This is a genomic window from Dermacoccus sp. SAI-028, from assembly GCF_004346775.1.
In the GTDB taxonomy this organism is placed as follows: domain Bacteria; phylum Actinomycetota; class Actinomycetes; order Actinomycetales; family Dermatophilaceae; genus Dermacoccus; species Dermacoccus nishinomiyaensis.
The window spans coordinates 3,093,120-3,114,903 of the sequence record NZ_SMFS01000001.1 but is presented as its reverse complement, the minus strand read 5'-3'; the positions used below and the strand labels follow the sequence as shown (position 1 = coordinate 3,114,903).

Genomic DNA, 21,784 nt, shown 5'->3' with positions numbered 1-21,784 from the left:
CGACGCCTTCGCGGTGCTGCGCGCTCGCCGCGTCCGACCATCCGCGTGGGTGGTGAACCAGCGGCCTGCGCGTCCTAGAGTGAAGACATGACTCGCGAAGACATCCACGAAGCAGCCAAGAACGACGACGCGGACGGCCAGAAGCCCGGCGGCGCTGGGGAGGTCTCCGAAGGCGGCAGCGGTTTCGGCACCGACAGTGAGGCGAACGTCGTCAACGGCGCCGACGCTGTGCCCGACAAGACGACCGGCGGCACCAGCCCCCGTACGCCCAACCAGTGAGCTGAGTGCCTCCGACCAGGTGCTGGCCGGCCCTGACCCCGAGGTCACGGCCCGCTCTGTCCCTGGAGGTCTCGACGGCGATCCGGCGACGGCGTGACGCGTCTGACAGTGCGCCGAATGTGTCCTGCGCGTGCGTCGCGCCGGCGAAATCACGCCCGAGGGTGTAGCGGTTGTCGGTGCCTCGGTCTAGCCTCACGAGCATGACTGACATGAATACGAATCAGCCCGACGAAACCCTCGGGGCGCACGCTCCGGGTGCCCCGAACGGTCAGGCTCAGCAGGCTCAGCAGGGCCAGGACATGCTCGGCGCGACGGAGCCGACGCAGGGTGGCCCGAACGATGCCTCCCTGCAGCGGGACCCCGACGAGTGGGCCACCGGCGACGAGCCGATGACCGAGGCGCAGAAGTCGTACCTCGACACGCTCGCCAAGGAGGCGGGCGAGACGCTGCCCGCCACGCTGACGAAGGCCGAGGCGAGCAAGCACATCGATCGCCTCCAGGGTTCGAACAACCGCGTCAACCAGCAGGGCACGCAGGGCAACTGAGGCAACTGCCAGACGCCACCGGTCGGCCTGGCGCGACATGTTTCACGTGGAACATATGGCGCCAGGTCGGGCGGAGGTGTGCTGCGACGAGCGGGCGGCGCACTGCGCGGTGACCACGGGTCATGCCCCCACCGGGGCTCGAGCGCGCACCGAATGACGTGTCGATGATGCCCAGCGCGAATCGGCAGACCCCACAATGGCTTCCATGACTTCTCTCGTCTGGTTCCGTGACGACCTGCGTACGTTCGACCATCCGGCGCTGCGTGCGGCGGTCGATCACGCCGTCACCTCCCAGGGCTCGCAGGAGTCGGATGACGGCGCGTCGTCCGAGCCCGCGGGCGTCGTCGCGCTCTTCGTCCTCGACGAGGAATCGGACGGCCTCCGCCCGCTCGGCGGTGCGGTGAAGTGGTGGCTGCATCACTCGCTCGTCGCCTTGCGCGCGAAGCTCGAGGCGCTCGGCATCCCGCTCGTCCTGCGACGCGGCGCCGCGCATGACGTCGTCCTCGATGTGGTCGAGACGTTCGACGTCGACTTCGTCGGCTGGAATCGCCGGTACGGCGGGCCGGAGCGCGTCGTCGACGCCGGGATCAAGGAGGCGTTCGCCGAGCGAGACGTCGAGGTGCACTCGTATGCGGCGAACCTGCTGTTCGAGCCGTGGACCATCACAACGGGTGGGGGCACCCCGTACCGCGTGTTCACGCCGTTCTGGAAGGCGTGCCTGAGCGAGCCCGAGCCGCGTGAGCCGCTCGACGCGCCGTCAGCGCTCACCCCGCCGTCCGCACTCGTCGAGCAGGCCGGCCAGGCGAGTGACGACCTCGACACCTGGGCGTTGCTGCCGACGAAACCCGACTGGTCGACCGGCATCGCCAAGGCCTGGACGCCGGGCGAGGACGCCGCGCACGAGCTATTCGCCGACTTCCTCGACGACGCCGTCGTCCACTACGCCACCGAACGTGACGAGCCGTCGAAGCCGGCGACGTCGCGCCTCTCGCCGCATCTGCGCTTCGGGGAGATCAGCCCGCAGACGATCTGGCATGCGGCGCGGCGCAGTGGCAAGGACGTCGAGACGTTCCTGTCGGAGGTCGGTTGGCGCGAGTTCGCGTGGCACACGCTCTACGAGAACCCTGACCTTCACGAGGTGAACCTCAATCGGAAGTTCGACGCGTTCCCGTGGCCGCCGCTCGACGAGGACGCGCTGCTCGCATGGGAGAAGGGCGAGACGGGCGTCCCGCTCGTCGACGCGGGCATGCGCGAGCTGTGGGAGACGGGCACGATGCACAATCGCGTGCGCATGGTCGTCGCGTCGTTCCTGACGAAGAACCTGCTCATCGACTGGCGCATCGGTGAGGAGTGGTTCTGGGACACGCTCGTCGACGCCGACGCCGCGAGCAACCCGTTCAACTGGCAGTGGGTCGCCGGGTGCGGCGCAGACGCCGCACCGTACTTCCGCGTCTTCAACCCGGAGACGCAGCGCAAGAAGTTCGACCCCGACGAGCGCTACGTCCGCCGCTGGGGCGCTGACGACGGCCGCGAACCCATCGTCGACCTCGCCGAGACGCGCAAGGCCGCACTCGCGGCATACGAGCAGACGAAGTGACGTCTCACCGGGGCGCCGTCTGACCTTTCGCGTCCGGAGATAGCTGGGCACCGGCGCGTCTCTAATCGAGTGGATCCTGCGAAAAGTGCGCGAGGCGGGTGGCCCGTCGTGTAGGTCACCCGCCTCGCGCACTGTTGAGAAGACGTGGCGACGATCCACATTCGAGCTCGTCGCCAGGCCGTCGAGGTTACTTCGCGCAAGCGGTGGTCTGCTTTGCCCCGTACGTGGCCTCCTCCTGGGTGTACTTATCACCTGCGTCCGAGGACAGCTGCTGGATGAGGCGATCGCACGACATCGGCATAGTGTTCATGTAGTTTTTCGCGGCCTTGCCCGCCTGTTCCTTCCAGTTCGTGTCAAGGGTGTTCACCGCGGCGGTGGCGTCAGCGACTGAATACTTGTCACCGGCGTCCGACGAAAGCTGCCGGATGAGACCCTGCTTCGAGAAGGGCATAGTGGACAGGTAGTTTTCGCCTGCCTTGCGCGCGTTCTTCTGCACGTCTGTGAGCTTGGCCGCGGGGTCGTTCTGCGCGGCTGCCGACCCGCCGCCCGAGGGCTGACTGGTTGAGGTGCTCTTCGTCGACTTGTCATCTGAGCCGCCCTTGGTCGCCACGGTGATGACGATGATGAGGGCGATTAGGCCAAGGAGCCAGAAACGCTTCTTCTTGTACCAGGGGCGCGAAGCCTTGGCGTAGGCTTTCGACGCCTTGGCGTTGGCTTTTGCTTCCTTGTGGGTGGCTGGCTGGCTCTGGTTCGGATCCGCAGGCGTACTCATGTAGTTGTTCCTTGTCTATCGGAGCTTCGGCAATCGGCCTCACGCCGCTGCTAGGCCCCCGTGGTCGGGGGCGCGCGCAGGCTAGATAGTTAGCGTGGCCATGCGCATGGCTAAAGTAGCGCAGCGAATCCACCTGCGGGGCTCTTCCGCCACGAGGGGAGATGAGTGGGTCAACAGACGCCTCCCCTTCGCGCACGCCAGCTACGGCTGCGAGCCTGGTCCGCTCCGCAGAACCACGGTCCAGGAGCAACGTGTAGGCGTACGGCTTAACCGCAGGAGGCGTTGCCGCGATGCGCAACGGCCGTAGCCGGCACACATCGGTTCTCTGAGGATGACAGTGCGTGCGTGCGGTGTGAGGTAAGCGCTGCTGTGCCTGCTACGACAGCCCGTGGCGTCGGCGGGGAGCCGATGAGAGGGATGGCACCGAACGCCAGCCGACCGAGAGTGGCTAGCACTCCCCAACGCGGCCAGCGTCATGGTGAAGCGAGCCGGCGTTCCTTCCGCACAGCATGACTGGTCCCTCGCCACGCGGACCCGTCATGGCTTCACGCGTGGAAGGTGAACCCATGCTGAGTGACGACGAGATTCGGGCGATGACGTTCGAGCAACGACGCGACCTCATGCGTCGGCTCGAACGACCGCCGACGATCTCGCCGCGCCTCGTGAGTCGTCTCGGCGCGGTGCGGCGCGTCCGCATCATCCTCATGACGGTGTGCACGCTGGCGCTCGTGCCATGGATCATCTATCTCGCGTTCGCGTTGCCGCCTGTGTACGAAGCGCACAACTGGCGTTTCGCGTGGGTCGGATTCGACGTCATGCTGCTCGCCTTCATGGCGGTGACGGCGTGGTGCGCGTGGCAGCGGCGTCAGCTCGTCATCCTCGGGTAGTTCACGACGGGCATGCTGCTCGTCTGCGACGCCTGGTTCGACGTGACGACGGTGGCGCCAGAGGATCGCATCTGGTCGATCCTCGCAGCAGCGTTCATCGAGCTGCCGCTCGCGTTCATCCTCACCTACGGGTCGCTGCGCCTGCTGCGCGCGATCAGCGAATCACGTCTCCTGATCGAGCCCGGGCAGCGGTTGCGTCACGTCGAGATCACGCTGCCGCATCACGACGACTGAGCTCTCACCCATCGCGTCGGCGAGTTCTGCCGCGCCGCGTCCGTCGAGCTCGGTGGCGATGCCGTCACGCGCGCCGAGACGGTCGGCGTCGCTGCGATGCGACGACACCTTGAACCGGGCCTCCATGCGCTGCACGGAAATCCGGATGCCGACGATCTTCGTCAGCATGTCGTCCAGGTAGTCGCGCGGTGCCTGCCCCATGCGCCACGGCTCGTCGCGCCCGCCCTCCATCGCACCCGTGAGCTTCGCGACGACGCCGCGCACCCACCTCGGGTCGTCGTGCACCTCCAACTCTCCCCAGGCATGAGCGACGAGGTAGTTCCACGTCGGGACGACGCGGTGATGCTCGGCCTTGCTCGGATACCAGCTCGGCGAGACGTAGTGCTCGAGCGGCCCGAACGTCACGAGCGTCAGCCCCTCGTGACGGCCGTTCTGCCACAACGGGTTCGCACGCGCCACGTGCCCGATGAGCGCCTTGCCCGTCGGTGCGTCGTCATCGTCGACGAGCAGCAACGGCACCATGTCCGCCTGCGGCGTGACGCCGTCGTGCGTGATGAGCGTCGCGAGCGGATGTTTCTCAACGAACGCGGCGATCGTCTCGACGTCCGTGACGACGTCGTGCGGCGGGTTATAGGGCATGCCATCCAGTCTGACGCACCGCTCCGGCGGGCGCACGCAGCGCCCTCGGCGAGCCGGACATTCGCGACACGCGTTCAAGACGATCGACGGACGCGAGCGACGCGCGGCGGGTACCTGTCGTTCAGCCCGTCAGTCCAGCCCCGCACATACGAAGCGGGCCGCCCCTCCACGTGGGAGGGGCGGCCCGCCCGGCATGCGACGAGGTGCGCAGCTCAGCTGTTGGTGAGCACCTCGTCGGCCTCCTCGTACGGAGCGTCCTCACGGACGCCGGCGGCCTTGAGCTGATCGGCCTCGGCGTGCAGATCCTTGACGACGCCCTGCGCCTCGTGGTCGTGCTCGACCGACGGGGCCGAACCCCACAGCGGTCGACCGTTCGACTCGGGCAGGAAGTGCACCGAGACGAGGCCGATGACGCCCGCGATGATGAGGATGTACGCGGGCCACATGAGGTTGCCGGTCGCGTCGACGAGAGCGCCCGTGTAGAGGGCCGTCGTGCCGCAGAACGCGGAGATGAAGATGTTGAACGCGATCGACAGCGCACCGGCGCGCACGGCCGTCGGGAACAGCGACGGCAGCGTCGACGGCATGGTGGCGCTGAAGCAGATGAGCGACAGACCCATGATGATGAGACCCGCGATGACGGAGCCCTCGGTGTTGCGCGTGATGAGCATGAGCGACGGGAACGCCAGCACGATCAGCATGACGGAGCCGATGCGCACGATCGTCTTGCGCCCGATGCGGTCCGAGGCCAGACCGATGAGCGGGATGATCGCGAGGCAGATCGCCATGACGATGATCTGCGAGACGTTGTTCATGTTGTCGCTGATGCCCTCGCCGCCCTTGTGGTCGGTGACCGTCGACAGGAAGCTCGGCATGTACGCCGTCAGCATGTAGTTCGTGACGTTCCACGCGATGACGAGGCCGCCGCAGACCAGCATGGCGGGCCACATCTTGAACGTGTCCTTGAGCGAGACCTTGTTGTCCTTCTCGCGCTGCTCCGACTCGGCCTCGAGGGCCTCGAACGCCGGGGTGTCGCCGAGCTTCGAACGCAGGTAGACGCCGATGAAGCCGAGCGGCAGGGCGAGGAAGAACGGCAGGCGCCAACCCCACGAGTGCAGCTGATCCGTCGTGCACAGCGCCATGACGAGCGCCGACATGCCGGCACCGAGCAGGTAACCCGTGAACGTGCCGACCTCCAGGAGGCTGCCGAGGAAGCCGCGCTTCTTGTCGGGCGCGTACTCGGCGATGAACGTCATCGCGTTGCCGTATTCACCACCGGTCGAGAAGCCCTGCAGGACGCGGCACAGGAACAGCAGGACGCAGGCCCAGACGCCGGCGTGCGCGTAGTCCGGGATGAGGCCGATGGCGACGGTCGCGCCGGCCATCATGATCATCGTCATCGCGAGGACCTTGTTGCGACCGATGCGGTCGGACAGCGGGCCGAGGATGATGCCGCCGAGCGGGCGGAAGAGGAAGGCGACGGCCATGAGCGCGTACGTCATGAGCGTCGCGGCGGAGCCCTCGAGCGGCATGATGACGTCACCGATCGTGAGCGCCATGTAGCTGTAGACACCGAAGTCGTACCACTCGGTGATGTTGCCGATCGCGGCGGCGCCGATGGCGCGCTTGATGACGTCGGGGTGCGTCACCGTCACCTCGTCGACAGACCATCGTCGACGAACACTGTCCGGTCCGAACATGTGGTTTGCCCCTTTCACACGTGGGTCGGTTGTCTGACGTTTCTTCGCGATGCTATGGGAGGTCTCGACCCGGCACCAAACAGCAATCTGGCTGCGAATCAAGCAGATTGACAAAAGATCGACTGTCGATTCGTCGCTGTCGCGGGTTGCGAAGGGGGGGTTGGACGCCAGGTGACCACGTCGTGAGACGACGTACCGGCTTGTGCGCGTAGGGCGTTGAGGGGATGGCGAGGCTGGGAGCCGCTTCGGCGCAACCCCTCAGGAAGCTGAGGGCCCGAGGGGCGCTGCGCCGCCGCTGGCCGGCGGATCGGCCGGGACGATGATGTGTCGACCCTCACACGCCATCGGGTGCGTTCAGGCCGAGCGAGGTACCTGCGCCGGGTCGACGAGAGGCGCAGCGAGTCGGCCCGTCACGACGTCGGCGGCCTCGCGCCAGTCGTCCCCGAGAGCGACGACGCCGGGCACGCCCGCGAGGGTCGCGCCGGGGCCGGCGACGTAGACGAGTGTTGACCGCGCCATGACCGTCAGCTCCGAACGGCGGGCCGCGAACGACGTCGCCTTCATCCCCGAGATGACGCACGCCCGCGCGCTGGTGGCGCGCACGGCGGCGCTCGTCGCGGCCCACGGGGTGTTGGCGCCGAGCACGAGCGGCGCCCAGCCACGTTCGACGAGCATCGACGAGAACAGGTGGTTGGGCAGGTCGTGCAGTTCGCCGGGCGGGCACGTCAGGATGACGCGGGGGCGCGCGTCGCGCTCTGACTCGGTGCGAACCGCCTCGCCTCTGAACTCCGAGACGACGGAGCGGACGATGTTCGACGCGTGGTGCTCGTGCATGACGCTGAGTTCGCCGGCCGACCACATGACGCCGACGTGGTGCAGCGCGGGCACGAGGACGTCGGCGACGAGGGCATCGACGCCGTGCTCGTCGCGGGCGCGAGCGAACTCGGCGCGCAGCGCATCCTCGTCGAGGGTGAGGACGGCGTCGAAGATGCGCCGGCCTACCTCGGCCGTGAGGATGTCGTTCGTCTGCAGATCCATCGTCAGATCAACATATCCCGCGGACCTGTCGGGGCGAGGTGTTATTCGTCCTGTGCGGCATGGTCGTTCGCTGTTCGCTGTTCGCTGTTCGCTGTTAGCTGTTCGCTGTTCGCTGTTCGCTGTTCGCCGGAGCCCCGGGTCTCTAGGCTCGTGGCATGAACTTCGTCGAACACGGTTCCGGTACCCCCATCGTGCTGCTTCACGGCTTCGACGCCGACCACCGGCTCGTGCTGCCGTTGGAGTCGGCCTTCACCGCGGGTGCGGCGCGCGAGGACGTCGCGACGACGGGCTGGCGTCGTCTCTACCCGGATCTGCCGGGCTTCGGCAGCACCCCGATCGGTGACGCAGCGAGCACCGACGACGTCGTCGAGCGTGTGCTCGCGTTCGTCGACGAGCAGATCGGTGACGCACCGTTCGCCATCCTCGGTGACTCGTTCGGCGGGATGATCGCCCGCGCTGTCGCGCACCGCCGTCGCGAGCAGGTGCTCGGGTTGGGCCTGCTCGCGGCGGTGTTCGTCGCGGACTCCGATGCCCGTAAGACGCCGGAGCAGACGGTGCTGCGACGCGATGACGACGCCGTCGCCCAGGTCGGGGACAAGGCCGACGACTACACGGCCGTCGCCGTGGTGCAGAGCGACGACACAGCCCGTCACTTCCTCGAGTTCGCCGCGCCCGGAGCCGAACTGGCTGACAAGGACGCGATGAAGAAGCTGACGGAGAACTACGAGCTGGGCGAGCAGCCCGAGGAGGAGGCGCCCTTCGAGAAACCGACGCTCATCCTCACCGGCCGCCAGGACCACCTCGTCGGCTTCGGCGACGCGCTGCGCCACCTCGAGCACTACCCGCGCGCCACGTACGCGACGCTCGACGGCGCCGGCCACAACGTTCACTTCGAGCGCCCCGACCTCGTCAGCGCCCTCGTCGCTGACTGGCTCACCCGCATGCGCGACCTGCCCGCCTGACGGGGTGTGACGGCGGGCTTGACGGGCGGCCGGATGGCGGCGTCCGGGTGGCGGCGCTCCGCGCGTCAGACCGGGTGGCTCCGGTAGGCAGCCTCGGCTGACGGGTCGAGCGCTCCGCGACGGATGAGTCCGCGCAGAGCGAGCAGCGCGACGCCGTGCTGGTCGTACACGTGATGCATGACGAGCGCGAGGTGCTTGAGAGCCTCGTCGTCGACGGTCTCGGCGTCGTCGAGGCGGGCGAGATCGCGCACGTAGAGCATGTCGGCCTCGACGAGCTGACGTGCGTGCGCCTCGTCGGTCGGTGCGTCGCGATCGGCCCATTGCACCGGTGCGAGTGGCCAAGTCTTCGTCGCGACGAACGCCTGTGGCACGAATCCCTGCGCGCGCAGCTCGACGTCCACATCGGCGAACGTCGGCTGATCGACGTAGAGACGGTGGAAGTTCACCTCGAGCTGGATGCTCGTCGCCGTGCGCAGGCGCTCGCGGCCGTTTCGAAAGATCATCAGCTCGGCGCCCTGCACGTCGATCTTGAGGTGGTCGAGCAACTCGATCTCGGTGATGTCGTCGAGGCGGGTCGTGTCGACGTCGACGCGGTCGACGACCTCGGCGAGCCGCGGGAAGTCGGTGAGCAGGGCGAGTTGCGCGGCGTCCGGTTCGAACAGGCTCGTGAATCCCGATTCGGCGCACACGTGCAGGGTGTGACGCTCGCCGTCACCGATGGCCGCAGGCAGGTAGCGCTCGTGCGGCCCGGCGGCGCGCTCGAGACGCGCGAGGGCGTCGGGTTGCGGCTCGAATCCGGTGACGCGGCACAGACCGTCGCGCAGCATCGGCAGATAGGGCGGGGTGTCGACCAGAGGATTCGCGCCGATGTCGACGACCTCGGTGAGGCGGCTCGGCTGCATTAGTTCCCGTAGAGCGGACATCGATGCTCCTTCGCGACGGCATGACGGGTCGTCGCAGTCTTTCAGGTGCGCGCAGATCCTTCGTCCGTGGGCAGGGGGAAGGGCGACCCGGCCATGCGCCGGACGGGTTGCGCCGGGGTCGATGCGCCCGTCTCCCCCGGAGGTGCCGGGCGTGGCATAGCGTGAGGTGGTGACGCAGACCTCCCGCTGGGACACCGGCTTTCCCGACCCCGAGCAACTGCGCGAGACGGCCCGTCAGGCGCGTCAGCTGCCGACCGAACCGATGAGCCGGGGCGTGCGCGCGATCGTCGGTGGGGCCGTGGCCGTCTGGCTCGTCACTGTTCTCGTCGTCTATTCGACCCTGCCCGAACGCGTACCGACGCACTGGGACGGCTCGAAACCCGACGACTGGTCGAGCCGCGCCGGGGCGCTCGTCGCGTTCTTCGTCGGCCCGATCGCCATCGGCGCCGTGCTGCGCCTCGTGACGTCGCTCGTCCTGCGCTGGCCGCAAGGCATCAACGCGCCGAACAAGGAGTACTGGCTGCAGACGCCGCAACGGCTGCGACACTTCGAACGGCTGGTTCGCGAGGACCTCATGCTCATCGGTGCTCTGACGACGCTGCTGTTCGCGGCGATCAGCGTGATGACGGGTGGCGCCGCGCATCGTGAAGGCGGGGAGCTGCCCGGGGTGTTCTTCGCCGTCATCATGATCGCGTTCATCGCAGGCATTCTTGGCCTCGTCGTGCGGATGCTGCTCGGCAGGCGCTATCAGCCGTCGGACGAGGCGGTGTGACCAGCTGCGATTCTTGTCCCCTTCTGCGATTCCTGTCCACATTCGTCACGTGACCGCTGGCGGCGAATGTGGACAGGAATCACAGTTGAGGACGGGCGGGGCTGCGTCGCGTCGACGGGTGCGTCAGGTTGATGAGTTGTCCGACGGCTGAGGACGCCGACGCTCAAGACGCATCCCGACGCTGCGGGGCGCAGTCTCGACGAAGCCGAGGCTCTCGTACAGTGGCCGGCCCGGCGCGTCGGCCATGAGCGTCACATAGGCACCGGACGGCGCGTCGTGTTCGATGCGCGCGAGCAACCGAGTGAGAATCGCCCGCCCGAGGCCCTGACGCTGATGCTCCGGCGAGGTGGCCATGTCGGCGACCATGAAGTACCACCCGCCGTCACCGATGACGCGGCCCATCGCGACGACGTCGCCGCTCGCGCGATGACGAACCGTCACCCATGCCCACGAGTTCGTCAGGGCCGGCGCGCCCTGCTCGGCGGTGCGGGGTGTGAGGCCGCTGATTCGTCGCAGCTCGAGGTAGGTCTCGAGATCCGGTGCGGAATCGAGCAGTTCGTAGTCGGTGTTCACGGGGCCTCCTGGTGGTGGGACGAAGTGGGAGAGAGGGCGGCGATAGAAGGTCGACGGGAGCGCGGGGAAGCGTGAGCCACGGTGCGTGAGGCCCGATCGCGATGCACGATCTCGTCGGCTCAGATGCACGCAGGTGCATCTGAGCGCATGGCGGCTGCCTCGTGGTGACGTCGATGTTGCTCATGGCAGGAGAACAGAGCCTGGGCGAGGTGTGCGACGCGCCCTGAGACGTACGTGAGCCCTGCGACCGCGCATCTGTCAGCCCCCGGCACCCTGTCAGAACAGACTGTGCTGCGCGACGGATTCCGGCGAGCGAGCGGCGTCGTCGAACGTGACGCGGCGCCCGCCCAGTGCGTCGAGGTCGACGAGCATGAGCGAATCGGCCGCGCCTTCCGCCGCATCCCCGGCCACGCCTTCGGCTTCGGCCACGCCTTCGGCTTCGGCTTCGGCTTCGACTTCGGACGCAGCGTTGACCTGAACCAGCGCGACCGATCCGACGAGGCTGACGGGCGTCAGGCAGTGGGATCCGCCGGTGACGGGGTGGGCGTAGACGGGGTGGATGCCATGGCCGGCGTCGAAGAACGCCGCGTGCAACGCCGGGGGTTGCCACGCCTCGTGGGGCATCGAGCGCGCGCAGAGGCCGCGCGTTCGCAGGTGCGCCTCGACGGCGGCGACGCAGTCGGCGTGCGCGCCATCGAGCGCCGTTTCGTGCAACGCCCGGGTGAGAGCGGCGGCCTTGCTCGTCTTGTGACGCGCCTGGGGCACACCGACGTGCTCGGTGACGGCGTCCTCGAGAACTCGAACGGCGAGCCCGTCGTCCGTGCGTGCGACGTACGTGGCCCGCACCGCGCCCTGCTCGTCGAGACGAACTCGCTTGCGCGCATCGGACGCCGTACCGACCTTGTGCGCGCCGTCCGCGAACGTCGCGATGTAGAGCCAGTGAGGTTGCGCCAGGTAGCGACCGAGCGCCTCCGGTACATGGCCACCGCGATGCGCGTGGTGCATGAAGCGCGACTCGTCGCGGCTCGCACACCGCTCGCACTGACGGCCCGTGGTGGCGAGACGCGCGCCGGCGCAGGGCTCATGACGGCCACCGCTCGACCCCGTGGCGATGAACACGCCGGTGCAGAATCGCCCCGTCGGGTCGACGTGGAACGCGAGACGTTCACCGACCAGGTTCAGCGTTCGTCGCTCGGTCTCGAGGGGGATCGAGATGACGAGATGCGGCTCCCCACCCGTCCAGGAGACGGAGTGCGCGAGGAACGGCGTGTCGCGAGGAACGCTGGGGCGAGGCATGGCTCCATCCGATCATGACGGGGTAGATGGCAGCACTCGGGCTCGGACCGCCCGTACGCCGCGCGGCGCCCGTTGAAGGCCGCCCGTCGGGTCGCGTCACTTGGACCCCGCCAGATGGACCCAGTCCGTTGGAGGCCGCAGGCTGCACGTCTGAGTGGCCACTGGCCGCGTCGCCGCGCTCGTCATGGGGCAGGTCGACATGCGCCCCGAGTGGGTCGAGCCGGTCGCCGTCGCCTCGTACTACCACGACGCGGCGATCTGGTTCGAGCACACGTGGGACTACCTGCCCGGCTCGGAAAGCCTTGCGGCGCAGGAGCTCTCGCGAACCGGCCACGAGGGTGAAGCCGCGCTCGTCACTGCGATGATCGACGAGCACCACCGCGTCCGGCCGGCGCGCAACCCGCACCCCCTCGTCGAGGCGATGCGACGTGCCGACGCGACGGACGTCTACCGTCTGCCGCTTCCGCCGCACGTCAGCCGTGACGACTACCGCGCCATGCTGGAGCGGTTTCCCGACAACGGCATGCACCTCATGCTCGGGCGCGGGTTCGTCATGGGGCTGAAGGAGCGCAAGCGTCTCAACCCGATGCCGATGGTCAAGCTCTGAGCTGTTCACGCTGGTCGAATCCCCGACGGGCGCAACCTGCTTCGCCGAGCCCCGGGGCCTGACGGCGGGCGCCCGGGCCCCGCGCATCTCGATCGCGGGCCTGTGGCACCCTGATCCGATGACGCTTCGACCCGGCGCCCGTGCGGCGTTCGCCTTCAACGCTGCGCTCGCCTGGATCGGGTTCGTCCTCGTCTGCGTGCTGTCGGCGACCGATCAGTACGCGCACGTGACGCCCGCTCCGCACGAGTACGGCGTGCATCCCGGCGGTTTCGCAGGAGCGATCTCGCGGTTGTTCGACACGCTCAGCTACTTCACGGTCTGGTCTAACGTCATCGTCGCGATCAGTTGCACCCTCGTCGCCGTGGCGCCCTACGCCGACACGCGGTGGCGGCGAGTCGTCCGCCTCGACGCGCTCATCATGATCACCGTGACGGCCATCGTCTACGCGCTGCTGCTCGCGCCGGGGTCGCACCCGACCGGTTGGGACCTCGTGACGAACCCGTGGCAGCACATCGCCGTGCCGCTCGTCACCGTCATCGTGTGGCTCGTCTGGGGCCCGCGCGGCCGCATCGATCGGCGCACCGTCGCGTCGTGCTTCGTCATCCCCGGCGTGTGGATCGTCTACATGCTCGTGCGCGGCGCCGCCGTCGACGCCTACCCGTACCCATTCGTCAACGTGCACGCGCACGGGTACGGCTCGGTGGCCGTGACGCTCGTCGTCATCCTGCTGTTCGGCCTCGTGCTGGCGCTCGCGTTCTGGGGCATCGACCGTCTGCTGACACGTCGCGCGTCCATCCGCTCTCGGCCTTGAGGTCCGAAACGCCGCACTGCAGGGTTTCGGCCCTCAATGTCCGGAACGCTCACGCGGCGCGGACGCGAGCAGCGCCCAGGCGGCGGCGTTCAACGGGACACGCCCTGGACCGTCGTGTTCGCCTCAGCGCCGCGTCGCGTCACCCCGTCGACGACAGCCGTCAGCACGACCGCGGTGAGGAACGACGTCAGGCTCGCGCTCATCCAGCTCGGCGCCGTGAAGTGCAGGGTGCCCGCGACGTCGTGCCACATCCGTGACCACCAGCCGAGTTCGCCCGGGGAGATGAGCTGGTACATCACGAACCCGGCGAACCACGGCAGCAGCATGAGCGGTCGGCCCGGGGCGTCGACCGACGTGTTCCAGCGCCGACGCCCGCCGAACGCGTAGTAGTCGACGAGGAACACCCCGAGCAGGGGCGCGAAAACCGAGCCGATGAGGGAGAGGAACGTCGCGAAACCGTAGATGTCGATGCTCCACGCGAGCACCATCGAGATGATGCCGAGCGCCGTCGAGATGAGGCGACGATCGACGCGCGGCAGCATGTTCTGCGCCGACACGGTCGGTGAGTAGACGTCGACGAAGCACGCGTCGATCTCGCGCAGCGTCAGCACCCAGAAACACAGTGTGCCGCCGGTGATGCCGAGGAAGATCGAGAACACCTTGTCACCGTCACCACCGGCGATGACGAGCGCCACCATGCCGATGCAGTACACCGCGATCTGCGTGACGCTGTACCCGACGTAGCTGCCGATGACGGCGGCGCGGTGCGACGTCGAGTGGCGCGCGTAGTCGCCCGCGACGGGCACCCACGACACGCACAGCCCGATGATCGCGTCGACGGCGATCATCCAGCCGTCCCAGCCGTGGCCGTGGTAGGCGGGCAGGTCACGCGTCGCCAATTGCGTTGCGAGATAGACGAGCACGACGATGACGGCCACCGTCACGTACTTGCGCAGCACCTTGACCCAGTGCAACGGGTAGATCGCCAGCGTGATCGTCACGAGCCCGATGACGCCGATGACGGGCCAGCTCGGCACGTCCCAGAGCGTCTTGACGGCGAACGCCGTCGTCACCATCTCGAACGTTCCCCAGCCGACGAGCTGCACCATGTTGAGCACGCTCGGCACGTACGACAGGCGCCCACCGAACAGGCCGCGCAGCATCACCATCGCCGGCTGCCCCTGCTGCGACGACGCGAGCGCCATCGCCGAGACGCCGGCTGTGCCGACGAGCGTCCCGACGACGAGTGCGCTGAGCGCCGCGCCGACGCCCATGCCCGGCGCGCCCATCGGCTGCAGGACGACGAGCGCGCCCGCGAACGCGAGCAGGCTCATGCCGAGGTTCGCCCACATGCCGAGCTGGTCGAGCAGGCCGAGGTTGCGCGGCGCGTGACCCTCGTCGAGGGTGCGGGGGACGTCGTGGGTGTCGCGCAGGTCGGGGGCGTCCTGCGCGGGGGAGGGCGACGTGGGGGAAGCGGTGCTCACGGGCTGAGTGTCTCCTCGAATCGTGGGACGGGAACATTCCGACCCGATGGAACCTTAGAGGCCGATCGCATCGAGTGGTCGCCGAACTGCGCGTGCGCCTCCTGCGGCGCGCGATGATGGCGTCACCAACGAAGGTCAGGAGAAGCCATGAAACCCCTCGACGCAGTGACGGTCGTCGAACTCGCGAGCCTGGCGCCCGCACCGTTCGGCTGCATGATGCTCTCCGATCTCGGCGCTCACGTGACACGTGTCGAACGTCCAGGTTCGAGTGCGCTCGACGTTCCGACGGCGGCGCTCGACCGGGGCAAGACGACGATCGTGGCCGACCTCAAGACGCCTGACGGACTCGCCGCCGTCCGCGAACTCGCCTCAGCGGCAGACGTTTTCGTCGAGGCCTACCGTCCCGGAGTCGCCGAGCGCCTCGGCGTTGGCCCCGACGACCTGCTCGCTCTCAACCCGCGACTCGTCTACGTGCGCATGACGGGCTGGGGCCAGCACGGCCCGCTCGCGCAGACGGCGGGGCACGACATCAACTACCTTGCGTTGTCGGGGATGCTGTACCCGCTCGCGCGACCCGGTGAGCGTCCGAATCCGCCGACGAACGTGCTCGCCGACTTCGCCGGTGGTGGCATGCTGCTTGCCAATGGCGTCCTCGCGGCCCTCGTCGCACGGGCGACGACGGGTCGGGGGCAGGTGCTCGACGTCGCGATGGTCGACGGCGCGTCGCTGTACTCGACGTTCCTGCGCGGCCTGCACGCCGTGGGGTTGTGGAGCGGCGAACCCGGCACGAACCTGCTCGACGGCGGCGCACCGTTCTACGACACGTACACATGTGCGGACGGCCGGCACGTCGCCGTCGGAGCGCTCGAACCACAGTTCTTCGCGGCCCTCGTCGACGGGCTCGGCCTCGACGCCACGACGATGCCGGCGCAGACCGACGTCGCGGGATGGTCCCGCTGGCGTGAGGTGCTGACGGCGACGTTCGCGACGAAGACGCGTGACGAGTGGGCGCAGCTGTTCGACGGCACCGATGCGTGCGTCACGCCCGTCCTCACACCCTGGGAAGCACCGCATCACCCGCATGCCGTGGGGCGCGAGGCGTTCGTCGACGTCGACGGCGTGACGATGCCCGCTCCCGCGCCGCGGTTCGGTGGAAGCGACTGAGGGTGCCGGCATCCGAAGACACGGGACCCCGCCGCACCAGGTACGCCGGTGCAGCGGGGTCTCGCGTGGACGGGGGAGGTCAGCCTTCGTTCTGCTTCGACTCGTCCGTCGTCTCGTCGATCTTGATGCCCTGCTGCTGCGAGCCGGACATGATCTGTGACAGCGCCGTGTTGGCGGCCATGATCGAGGCGAAGTTGCCCGAGGTGAGGTCGCCCTTCATGTTCTTGACGCTCTCGACGGCGGTGCCGAGCGGCTGCGCGATCGTCTTGCACAGCGTCGGGTTGGCCTGGGCGTTCTTGACGGCGTTGTCGAGCAGCTTGAGGTCGAGTGCGGCGGTCGCGCCACCCTTGATCAGGGCCTTCGTGCGGCCGTCGGCGCCCTTCTGGAACGTGCCGGCCTTGTAGGGCTTCCACAGGTAGCGGTGGAATGTGCCGGCCGTCAGGCCGATGTCCGTCGCGAAGCGCGTCTTGGCGAACTTGCGCGTGTTCTCGGTCGGGCAGTCGATCGGCTTGGCGCTCGACGAGGACGACGCGGACGATGATGCTTCCCCCGAGCCGCTGGCGCTGGAGTTGGAGCTGGCGTCGCCGGAGGCGGAGGACGTCGCGCTCGCGGCTGCGCCGGAGGCGGCGCTCGTCGCGGAGGAGGCGGAGTTGGACGAGTCCGAGCCGCACGCCGTGAGAGCGGTGAGCGACAGGGCCGCGACGGTGGCGGTGGTGGTGCGAGTGAAACGCATCGGTGTTCCTTTCGGCGGGGATGTCGTAGGGGCAGACGCATGGAGAATCTATGGGTTGCGTCCAGGTGGGTGTGATCCCCGTCCCTCGACACGTGCCGGGTCCTACGCTGGGAGACATGGTGGTTCGTCGCGTGGCCGTCGTCGGCGGTGGAGTCGCAGGACTGACGTTGGCGGCGGCGCTCGACCCGGCGCGTTTCGACGTCACCGTCCATGAGGCGCAACCCGATCGTCGGACGGGCGCGGCCCTCGGGTTGTGGCCTGACGCTCTGCGCGCGCTTGCAGAGCTGGGGGTGCAGCTGGGCGGCGGTCACGGTGTGAGCGGCGCTGCGCCCGGTAGGGCCCGCGGAGTCGGTGTGTCATCTGGAGTCGGAGTAGTTCGCAGGTGCGAGCGAGTCGACCTGCACACGATGACGGGGCGACGGCTGTTGCGGGCCCCCGCGCCGCCCGTCGCGCAGGTTCGGCGTGAGGATCTCATGGTGGCGTTGCGGGCGGTGGCGCCCGCGCCCGTCGCGCATCGCGTCGACGATCCTCGCGAACTGGACGCCGACGTCGTCGTCGGTGCTGACGGCGTGCGCTCGCGGGTGAGGGGCATCGTCGACCCTCGGCGTGCCGAACGACGTGCGACGCCCTGGGTGACGTTGCGCGGTATCGCGCCCGCGCTCGAGGGTCTCGACGGAGCGAACCCGCTTGCACGTGAGTTCTGGGGTGCGGGAAGGCTTTTCGGCGACGCTCCGGTGAGCGGTGGCAGGTATTGGTTCACCGCGCACGCGATGGCGTCGGCGCAGGGCGGCACGTCCGATCACGGGGTCGGCGTGATGCGTGGGGCGTACGTGCCGGAGCAGCTCGACGTCATGGCGGTCGTCGACGAGGCGAGACGACGTTTCGCGGGTGCGGCACCCACCGTCCGGGCAGCGCTGGCCGCAGCCGACGACACGACCGTCGCGGCGCGGTTGTGGGTCGCCCCGCCGATGCGTCGCTATGTGCAGGGCCGCTTCGTCGTCATCGGTGACGCGGCGCATGGGGCTCTGCCCAACCTCGCGCGCGGGGCGAGTGACGCCATCATCGACGCAGTGACGCTCGCCCGGGTGCTGAACGCCGACGGAGGCCTGGGCCGCTGGCAGCTTCGGCGATGGCCGGTGACGCAGGCCGCGCGGCTGGGCGCGTCGGCCGTCATGGCCGTCGCGACGGGCTGGGGATAGCCCCTCCCCTCCTGCGCCCAAATGCACCCGGGTGCATTTGGGCGCAGGAGGTGTTTGAGTTGGGCCACCCCATCTGCGTCCCGATGCACCCGGGTGCACTTGCACGCAGATCGTCGGGGCCGAGACGGGCAGGATGGGGGCATGGCTACTTCTCTCTTGTTCGGCGCCGGCGATCTGGGCACGCAGATCGGGTTCGACCTGGCGCGCGCGGGCGATGACGTCGTCGCGCTGCGGCGTCACGCTGATCGCGTGTCCGAGCCGCTGACGGGCGTCTCCTGCGACCTCGGCGCGGGCGTCGACGCGGTGCGCGCGGCGCTCGAACCGTTGACGAAGCGCGGCGGCTGGGCGCGTGGGCCGCAACGCGTTGTCGTCTGCCTCACGCCCGACGCGCGCGACGAGGAGGCCTATCGGGCGACGTTCGTCGAGGCCACGGGTACTGCGCTCGCGGCGATCGCCGCGCTGGGTTGGGCGCCCGAGCGGGCCCTGTTCGTGTCGTCGACGGCGGTCTGCGCGTCCGGCGGTCTCGTCGACGAGAACACGCCGCCCGCTCCGCAGACGCCGACGGCCCGTGTGCTCGCCGAGGCCGAACAGCTTTTTCTCGCAGCGCTTCCCGCGTCGACGCGGGGCATCGTCGTGCGCCCGAGCGGCATCTACGGGCCGGGTCGCGAATGGTTCGTCAACCGGGTGAGCGAGGGCGACGTCGGCGATCCGTCACGGACGACGCATCGCGTGCATCGTGACGATCTGGCGCGCGCGATCACGCACCTGCTGACGATGACGGCGCAGCCCGACGCGCTGTATCTCGTCACCGATGACGCGCCCGCGTCGGCGGGTGAGGTTGCCACGTACCTGGCCGAACGCCTGGATGCCAACGCCGACCCGTCGTGGCGCGGGGAGTGGAGTGCGAGCCGTCGACTCGACAACTCGCGACTGCGGCGCACGGGGTTCGCGTTCGACTTCCCGACGTATCGCGAGGGCTACGCCGTCGTGCTGGACGGCGACGGCGTGCGTCATTCGTGACTCGCGCGACGCGTCATGCCTGAGTCATCGGCGCAGGGCGTCATCCTGACGCGGTCGGCGGCGACGCGAGAGAAGCGGTGCGGCTGTGAGCGACGCCGTCAGCGGCGTGTGGCGCCGATGATCGGCGAGTGGCCCCGGGGGGCTGCGGCGCTCCGTTGGCGCACAAGAGCCATGACGTGCCCGGCGCCGAGGAAGGTGATGCCGATGACGCTGAGCACGACGAGCGCGTAGGAGATGATCCGGTTGCACACGCCGATCTGAGTCGGCGCGCCCCAGGCGTACCAGTGCCCGGTTTCGGCGTAGATGTACGTCTTGTACGCGAGAGCCCACAGGACGAAGGGGGCGCTGAAGAGGGCGCCCGCCGCGATGATGGACGCGCCCACGTGACGCAACCACCGATCGACGCCTGGTGTGAATGACGCCATGCTGACCACCTCCTGTGTCGTAGCTCACGTAAAGGTAGCGCGCCTTTCGGATGAACAGCTTCACCCTTTGGGTCATTTTTTCCCTTAGGGCCGTTAAGTGGGGGCGGACAGGGGGCTGTTTTTCGGTATGACGCGGGCGTGCCGCCTCGGTTCGAAGAGCTGCCGGGGAAAGCTGGCGGGCGACGGCCGCAGACGACGATGGCGGGCGGTGGGGGGTGCGCCCATCGTCAGGTATGCGCCGCCGGGCCGGTGGGCGGAAGAGGGGTCGGCGTGCCACGTCGAACACCGCGAGGTTGATGCCGTTGGCGAACTGCTGGCTCTCCACGAGCGTCAGGCGCGTCTTGATGCCGTCATCGGCGAACAGCCGCTTGCCGCCGCCGAGGATGACGGGGAACGTGAGGAGGGTGTAACGGTCGACGCGGCCGAGCAGGAGCGCTGCGGCGTCCTGTTGTTCGCGGCCCTTGATCTCGTAGGCGGCGGGGTCGAACTCGACGTCCTCGAACGTCCAGCCCGCGTGCTCGTGGTTGCCCCCGCCGGGGGCTTCGACGATGCCGTCGAGGCTGATGAACTCGGTGATGACGATCGGGCGCACGACGGGCCTTTCGGGCGAGGTCGGCGGTCGTGCTCAAGCATGGCACCCGGGCTGCGCGCACTCATGAGCTGAGAGTCGACATACATGACGAGAGGGTGGCGCAGCCGGCAGGGAATCCTCTCGGATGCGCACTCTGGGACATGCGGCTTCTCGGAATGGCCTACCGACACATTTCGAGCGCCGAGGGCGGCGGCCGTGCACCGGCCGACCGTCGTCCCGATCGTCTACGGCGGAGCCGCCTCGTGATCGCCGAAAAAGTCGGCGCATCGTTCCGCTACCCACGACGCACTACTCGAGGCGAGCCCCTTGACACGTAGGTCCGGGGGGGCGTTCGCTGTCTATGGAGTCGGCGTCGGAGAGGCCTTGCCAGAAAGACATCGAGCGACACAGTCGGATCGGAATAGACATGAAAGCAGTGGTGTACGAGGGGCCGACCTCCTTCGCGGCCGGCAAGGCAACCCCTTCCTGGATCGTCTCTCAGGAAATCTCGCTGGACCAAGCCGCCGATGCCTACAGGAACTTCGACGCCAGGTCCAAGGGTTGGACCAAGGCTCTCATCAAGCCCGGCATGTCAAACGGAAAGAAGGAAAACTGAGATGGCAGCAGATCTTCAGGGCAAGAGGGTCGCGATCCTCGCCGCCGACGGAGTAGAACGCGTTGAGCTCGAGCAACCCCGCGAAGCACTGGATCGGGCCGGCGCTCAGACCGAGGTCCTCTCGATCCACGACGGCGAGATCAAGGCCCGTAAGAACGACCTGGATGAAGCGGGCACGTTCACCGTCGACGGGTTGGTCACCGACGCCTCGGCGGGCGATTACGACGCCCTGCTGCTTCCCGGCGGCACGGTGAACCCCGACCAGCTCCGGGTCGACAAGGACGCCGTTTCCTTCGTCCGCGACTTCGTCGAGAGTGGCAAGCCCGTGGCGGCGATCTGTCACGGGCCATGGACGTTGATCGAGGCTGGCATGGTCGGAGGTCGCACCTTGACGTCCTTCCCGAGCATCCGCACGGATCTGCGCAACGCCGGTGCGGAGGTCATTGACCAGGATGTCGTGGTCGACGGGAACCTGATCACCAGCCGATCACCCGAAGACCTGCCTGCGTTCTGCGATACGGTCGTGGCGAAATTTGCGAGCAATTCGACCCAGGAAGAGGTGACGTCATGAGCGTGACGAAGGGTCTGCTTGTCAGGCTGGAGGCCCTGCCAGGCAAGGAAGACGAGGTCCAGGAATTTCTCGGCATTGGGCGAGGGCTCGTCGAGGAGGAACCGGCCACCATCGCGTGGTTCGCGATCCGTCTCGGCCCGTCCTCATTCGGGATCTTCGACGTGTTCCCGGATGACGCCGGCCGCGACGCGCACCTGTCCGGTGCAGTCGCTGCCGCTCTCGGCGAGCAGACCGGCAAGCTGTTCAGCGAGCCGACGATCGAGAAATTGGACGTCCTGGGCTCCAAACTCCCCGCCTGACACCACAACCGGGAGTTCTGAAAGTTCTGAAGACCACGTTCTAGACAGACTCTGACAAGAGTCGACC

The 21,784-nt window shown here is 68.3% G+C and carries 25 protein-coding genes and 1 pseudogene; 15 read left to right on the top strand and 11 right to left on the bottom strand.

Annotated features, from left to right (window positions below):
- Positions 1–87: 87 nt before the first annotated feature.
- The 3 genes from EDC82_RS14280 to EDC82_RS14270 all read left to right on the top strand — a co-directional run bounded on the left by EDC82_RS14280 (position 88) and on the right by EDC82_RS14270 (position 2,421).
- Positions 88–279, top strand: a complete 192-nt coding sequence (locus tag EDC82_RS14280) for a hypothetical protein (RefSeq protein ID WP_040014585.1) — start codon at positions 88–90, stop codon at positions 277–279.
- 209 nt (positions 280–488) lie between these two features.
- The gene (locus tag EDC82_RS14275) at positions 489–824 is read left to right on the top strand and encodes a DUF3072 domain-containing protein (protein ID WP_074046536.1); all 336 of its coding nucleotides are present in this window, start codon (positions 489–491) and stop codon (positions 822–824) included.
- A 205-nt stretch (positions 825–1,029) separates the two neighbouring features.
- The gene (locus EDC82_RS14270) at positions 1,030–2,421 is read left to right on the top strand and encodes a deoxyribodipyrimidine photo-lyase (RefSeq protein ID WP_131941932.1); all 1,392 of its coding nucleotides are present in this window, start codon (positions 1,030–1,032) and stop codon (positions 2,419–2,421) included.
- A 187-nt stretch (positions 2,422–2,608) separates the two neighbouring features.
- On the opposite strand, the gene EDC82_RS14265 is transcribed toward EDC82_RS14270, so the two are convergent.
- A complete protein-coding gene (locus EDC82_RS14265; protein WP_131941930.1) occupies positions 2,609–3,193 on the bottom strand; it encodes an Ltp family lipoprotein in 585 nt (194 codons plus the stop codon).
- A gap of 566 nt (positions 3,194–3,759) precedes the next feature.
- Between EDC82_RS14265 and EDC82_RS14795 the strand changes: the two genes are divergently transcribed.
- Both EDC82_RS14795 and EDC82_RS14790 read left to right on the top strand, forming a co-directional pair.
- Positions 3,760–4,080, top strand: a complete 321-nt coding sequence (locus EDC82_RS14795) for a hypothetical protein (protein WP_200829313.1) — start codon at positions 3,760–3,762, stop codon at positions 4,078–4,080.
- 12 nt (positions 4,081–4,092) lie between these two features.
- Entirely contained in the window at positions 4,093–4,314 is a 222-nt protein-coding gene (locus EDC82_RS14790; protein WP_200829312.1) for a hypothetical protein, read from the top strand.
- On the opposite strand, the gene EDC82_RS14255 is transcribed toward EDC82_RS14790, so the two are convergent.
- From EDC82_RS14255 to EDC82_RS14245, 3 genes are all read right to left on the bottom strand, one after another.
- Positions 4,243–4,953, bottom strand: coding sequence for an FMN-binding negative transcriptional regulator (locus EDC82_RS14255; protein WP_131941928.1), 711 nt, complete (start codon positions 4,951–4,953; stop codon positions 4,243–4,245). The two genes, EDC82_RS14790 and EDC82_RS14255, sit on opposite strands and share 72 nt — an antisense overlap.
- A 212-nt stretch (positions 4,954–5,165) precedes the next feature.
- Entirely contained in the window at positions 5,166–6,653 is a 1,488-nt protein-coding gene (locus tag EDC82_RS14250; protein WP_131941926.1) for an MFS transporter, read from the bottom strand.
- A 354-nt stretch (positions 6,654–7,007) separates the two neighbouring features.
- On the bottom strand, positions 7,008–7,691 hold the full coding sequence (locus tag EDC82_RS14245; RefSeq protein ID WP_131941924.1) for a B12-binding domain-containing protein: 684 nt from the start codon (positions 7,689–7,691) through the stop codon (positions 7,008–7,010).
- Between the two features lie 155 nt (positions 7,692–7,846).
- Here EDC82_RS14245 and EDC82_RS14240 point away from each other — a divergent pair, with 155 nt between their 5' ends.
- On the top strand, positions 7,847–8,653 hold the full coding sequence (locus EDC82_RS14240; RefSeq protein ID WP_131941922.1) for an alpha/beta fold hydrolase: 807 nt from the start codon (positions 7,847–7,849) through the stop codon (positions 8,651–8,653).
- A 65-nt stretch (positions 8,654–8,718) separates the two neighbouring features.
- On the opposite strand, the gene EDC82_RS14235 is transcribed toward EDC82_RS14240, so the two are convergent.
- Positions 8,719–9,576: an FkbM family methyltransferase gene (locus EDC82_RS14235; RefSeq protein WP_235006258.1), complete on the bottom strand. Its 858-nt coding sequence runs from the start codon at positions 9,574–9,576 to the stop codon at positions 8,719–8,721.
- A 169-nt stretch (positions 9,577–9,745) separates the two neighbouring features.
- Between EDC82_RS14235 and EDC82_RS14230 the strand changes: the two genes are divergently transcribed.
- Positions 9,746–10,348 (top strand): DUF1648 domain-containing protein, encoded by a 603-nt coding sequence (locus tag EDC82_RS14230; protein ID WP_131941920.1) that lies wholly within the window; start codon positions 9,746–9,748, stop codon positions 10,346–10,348.
- A gap of 123 nt (positions 10,349–10,471) precedes the next feature.
- Here the strand turns inward: EDC82_RS14230 and EDC82_RS14225 are convergent, their stop codons facing one another.
- Positions 10,472–10,921, bottom strand: a complete 450-nt coding sequence (locus EDC82_RS14225) for a GNAT family N-acetyltransferase (RefSeq protein ID WP_131941918.1) — start codon at positions 10,919–10,921, stop codon at positions 10,472–10,474.
- Positions 10,922–11,197: 276 nt separating this feature from the next.
- Positions 11,198–12,217, bottom strand: a complete 1,020-nt coding sequence (locus EDC82_RS14785; protein WP_186318502.1) for a DUF2797 domain-containing protein — start codon at positions 12,215–12,217, stop codon at positions 11,198–11,200.
- A gap of 154 nt (positions 12,218–12,371) precedes the next feature.
- Between EDC82_RS14785 and EDC82_RS14215 the strand changes: the two genes are divergently transcribed.
- A complete protein-coding gene (locus EDC82_RS14215; protein WP_186316817.1) occupies positions 12,372–12,824 on the top strand; it encodes a hypothetical protein in 453 nt (150 codons plus the stop codon).
- 118 nt (positions 12,825–12,942) lie between these two features.
- On the top strand, positions 12,943–13,635 hold the full coding sequence (locus EDC82_RS14210; RefSeq protein ID WP_074046524.1) for a Pr6Pr family membrane protein: 693 nt from the start codon (positions 12,943–12,945) through the stop codon (positions 13,633–13,635).
- 89 nt (positions 13,636–13,724) lie between these two features.
- On the opposite strand, the gene EDC82_RS14205 is transcribed toward EDC82_RS14210, so the two are convergent.
- Positions 13,725–15,119 carry a cytosine permease gene (locus EDC82_RS14205; protein ID WP_200829311.1) on the bottom strand — a complete coding sequence of 465 codons (1,395 nt, stop codon included), beginning with the start codon at positions 15,117–15,119 and terminating at the stop codon, positions 13,725–13,727.
- 147 nt (positions 15,120–15,266) lie between these two features.
- On the opposite strand from EDC82_RS14205, the gene EDC82_RS14200 reads away from it, so the two are divergent.
- The gene (locus EDC82_RS14200) at positions 15,267–16,283 is read left to right on the top strand and encodes a CaiB/BaiF CoA-transferase family protein (protein WP_131941916.1); all 1,017 of its coding nucleotides are present in this window, start codon (positions 15,267–15,269) and stop codon (positions 16,281–16,283) included.
- A 79-nt stretch (positions 16,284–16,362) separates the two neighbouring features.
- Here the strand turns inward: EDC82_RS14200 and EDC82_RS14195 are convergent, their stop codons facing one another.
- Positions 16,363–17,016 carry a hypothetical protein gene (locus EDC82_RS14195; protein ID WP_083604031.1) on the bottom strand — a complete coding sequence of 218 codons (654 nt, stop codon included), beginning with the start codon at positions 17,014–17,016 and terminating at the stop codon, positions 16,363–16,365.
- 116 nt (positions 17,017–17,132) lie between these two features.
- Between EDC82_RS14195 and EDC82_RS14190 the strand changes: the two genes are divergently transcribed.
- Together EDC82_RS14190 and EDC82_RS14185 are read left to right on the top strand one after the other, a co-directional pair.
- The gene (locus EDC82_RS14190) at positions 17,133–18,215 is read left to right on the top strand and encodes an FAD-dependent monooxygenase (protein ID WP_074041155.1); all 1,083 of its coding nucleotides are present in this window, start codon (positions 17,133–17,135) and stop codon (positions 18,213–18,215) included.
- Between the two features lie 141 nt (positions 18,216–18,356).
- Complete coding sequence (locus EDC82_RS14185) at positions 18,357–19,235, top strand: NAD-dependent epimerase/dehydratase family protein (RefSeq protein ID WP_074041156.1); 879 nt, start codon at positions 18,357–18,359, stop codon at positions 19,233–19,235.
- 98 nt (positions 19,236–19,333) lie between these two features.
- Here EDC82_RS14185 and EDC82_RS15105 read toward each other — a convergent pair whose 3' ends face one another.
- Positions 19,334–19,660 carry a hypothetical protein gene (locus EDC82_RS15105; protein WP_235006315.1) on the bottom strand — a complete coding sequence of 109 codons (327 nt, stop codon included), beginning with the start codon at positions 19,658–19,660 and terminating at the stop codon, positions 19,334–19,336.
- A 355-nt stretch (positions 19,661–20,015) separates the two neighbouring features.
- Positions 20,016–20,252: pseudogene (locus EDC82_RS15100) on the bottom strand (hypothetical protein); the annotation flags it as partial.
- 406 nt (positions 20,253–20,658) lie between these two features.
- Here EDC82_RS15100 and EDC82_RS14175 point away from each other — a divergent pair.
- The 3 genes from EDC82_RS14175 to EDC82_RS14165 are packed head-to-tail and all read left to right on the top strand — an operon-like array spanning position 20,659 to position 21,717.
- Positions 20,659–20,847, top strand: coding sequence for a hypothetical protein (locus tag EDC82_RS14175; RefSeq protein WP_131941911.1), 189 nt, complete (start codon positions 20,659–20,661; stop codon positions 20,845–20,847).
- A 1-nt stretch (position 20,848) separates the two neighbouring features.
- A complete protein-coding gene (locus EDC82_RS14170) occupies positions 20,849–21,418 on the top strand; it encodes a type 1 glutamine amidotransferase domain-containing protein (RefSeq protein ID WP_131941909.1) in 570 nt (189 codons plus the stop codon).
- The gene (locus tag EDC82_RS14165; RefSeq protein ID WP_006945020.1) at positions 21,415–21,717 is read left to right on the top strand and encodes a putative quinol monooxygenase; all 303 of its coding nucleotides are present in this window, start codon (positions 21,415–21,417) and stop codon (positions 21,715–21,717) included. Before EDC82_RS14170 ends, EDC82_RS14165 begins: the two co-directional genes overlap by 4 nt.
- The last annotated feature ends 67 nt before the right edge of the window (positions 21,718–21,784 follow it).

Bases quoted from the DNA above. Each gene is read 5' to 3' on its own strand.
- EDC82_RS14280 (WP_040014585.1), top strand. From the start codon at position 88: ATGACTCGCGAAGACATCCACGAAGCAGCCAAGAACGACGACGCGGAC.
- EDC82_RS14275 (WP_074046536.1), top strand. From the start codon at position 489: ATGAATACGAATCAGCCCGACGAAACCCTCGGGGCGCACGCTCCGGGT.
- EDC82_RS14270 (WP_131941932.1), top strand. From the start codon at position 1,030: ATGACTTCTCTCGTCTGGTTCCGTGACGACCTGCGTACGTTCGACCAT.
- EDC82_RS14265 (WP_131941930.1), bottom strand. From the start codon at position 3,193: ATGAGTACGCCTGCGGATCCGAACCAGAGCCAGCCAGCCACCCACAAG.
- EDC82_RS14795 (WP_200829313.1), top strand. From the start codon at position 3,760: ATGCTGAGTGACGACGAGATTCGGGCGATGACGTTCGAGCAACGACGC.
- EDC82_RS14790 (WP_200829312.1), top strand. From the start codon at position 4,093: ATGCTGCTCGTCTGCGACGCCTGGTTCGACGTGACGACGGTGGCGCCA.
- EDC82_RS14255 (WP_131941928.1), bottom strand. From the start codon at position 4,953: ATGCCCTATAACCCGCCGCACGACGTCGTCACGGACGTCGAGACGATC.
- EDC82_RS14250 (WP_131941926.1), bottom strand. From the start codon at position 6,653: ATGTTCGGACCGGACAGTGTTCGTCGACGATGGTCTGTCGACGAGGTG.
- EDC82_RS14245 (WP_131941924.1), bottom strand. From the start codon at position 7,691: ATGGATCTGCAGACGAACGACATCCTCACGGCCGAGGTAGGCCGGCGC.
- EDC82_RS14240 (WP_131941922.1), top strand. From the start codon at position 7,847: ATGAACTTCGTCGAACACGGTTCCGGTACCCCCATCGTGCTGCTTCAC.
- EDC82_RS14235 (WP_235006258.1), bottom strand. From the start codon at position 9,576: ATGTCCGCTCTACGGGAACTAATGCAGCCGAGCCGCCTCACCGAGGTC.
- EDC82_RS14785 (WP_186318502.1), bottom strand. From the start codon at position 12,217: ATGCCTCGCCCCAGCGTTCCTCGCGACACGCCGTTCCTCGCGCACTCC.
- EDC82_RS14210 (WP_074046524.1), top strand. From the start codon at position 12,943: ATGACGCTTCGACCCGGCGCCCGTGCGGCGTTCGCCTTCAACGCTGCG.
- EDC82_RS14200 (WP_131941916.1), top strand. From the start codon at position 15,267: ATGAAACCCCTCGACGCAGTGACGGTCGTCGAACTCGCGAGCCTGGCG.
- EDC82_RS14195 (WP_083604031.1), bottom strand. From the start codon at position 17,016: ATGCGTTTCACTCGCACCACCACCGCCACCGTCGCGGCCCTGTCGCTC.
- EDC82_RS14190 (WP_074041155.1), top strand. From the start codon at position 17,133: ATGGTGGTTCGTCGCGTGGCCGTCGTCGGCGGTGGAGTCGCAGGACTG.
- EDC82_RS14185 (WP_074041156.1), top strand. From the start codon at position 18,357: ATGGCTACTTCTCTCTTGTTCGGCGCCGGCGATCTGGGCACGCAGATC.
- EDC82_RS15105 (WP_235006315.1), bottom strand. From the start codon at position 19,660: ATGGCGTCATTCACACCAGGCGTCGATCGGTGGTTGCGTCACGTGGGC.
- EDC82_RS14175 (WP_131941911.1), top strand. From the start codon at position 20,659: ATGAAAGCAGTGGTGTACGAGGGGCCGACCTCCTTCGCGGCCGGCAAG.
- EDC82_RS14170 (WP_131941909.1), top strand. From the start codon at position 20,849: ATGGCAGCAGATCTTCAGGGCAAGAGGGTCGCGATCCTCGCCGCCGAC.
- EDC82_RS14165 (WP_006945020.1), top strand. From the start codon at position 21,415: ATGAGCGTGACGAAGGGTCTGCTTGTCAGGCTGGAGGCCCTGCCAGGC.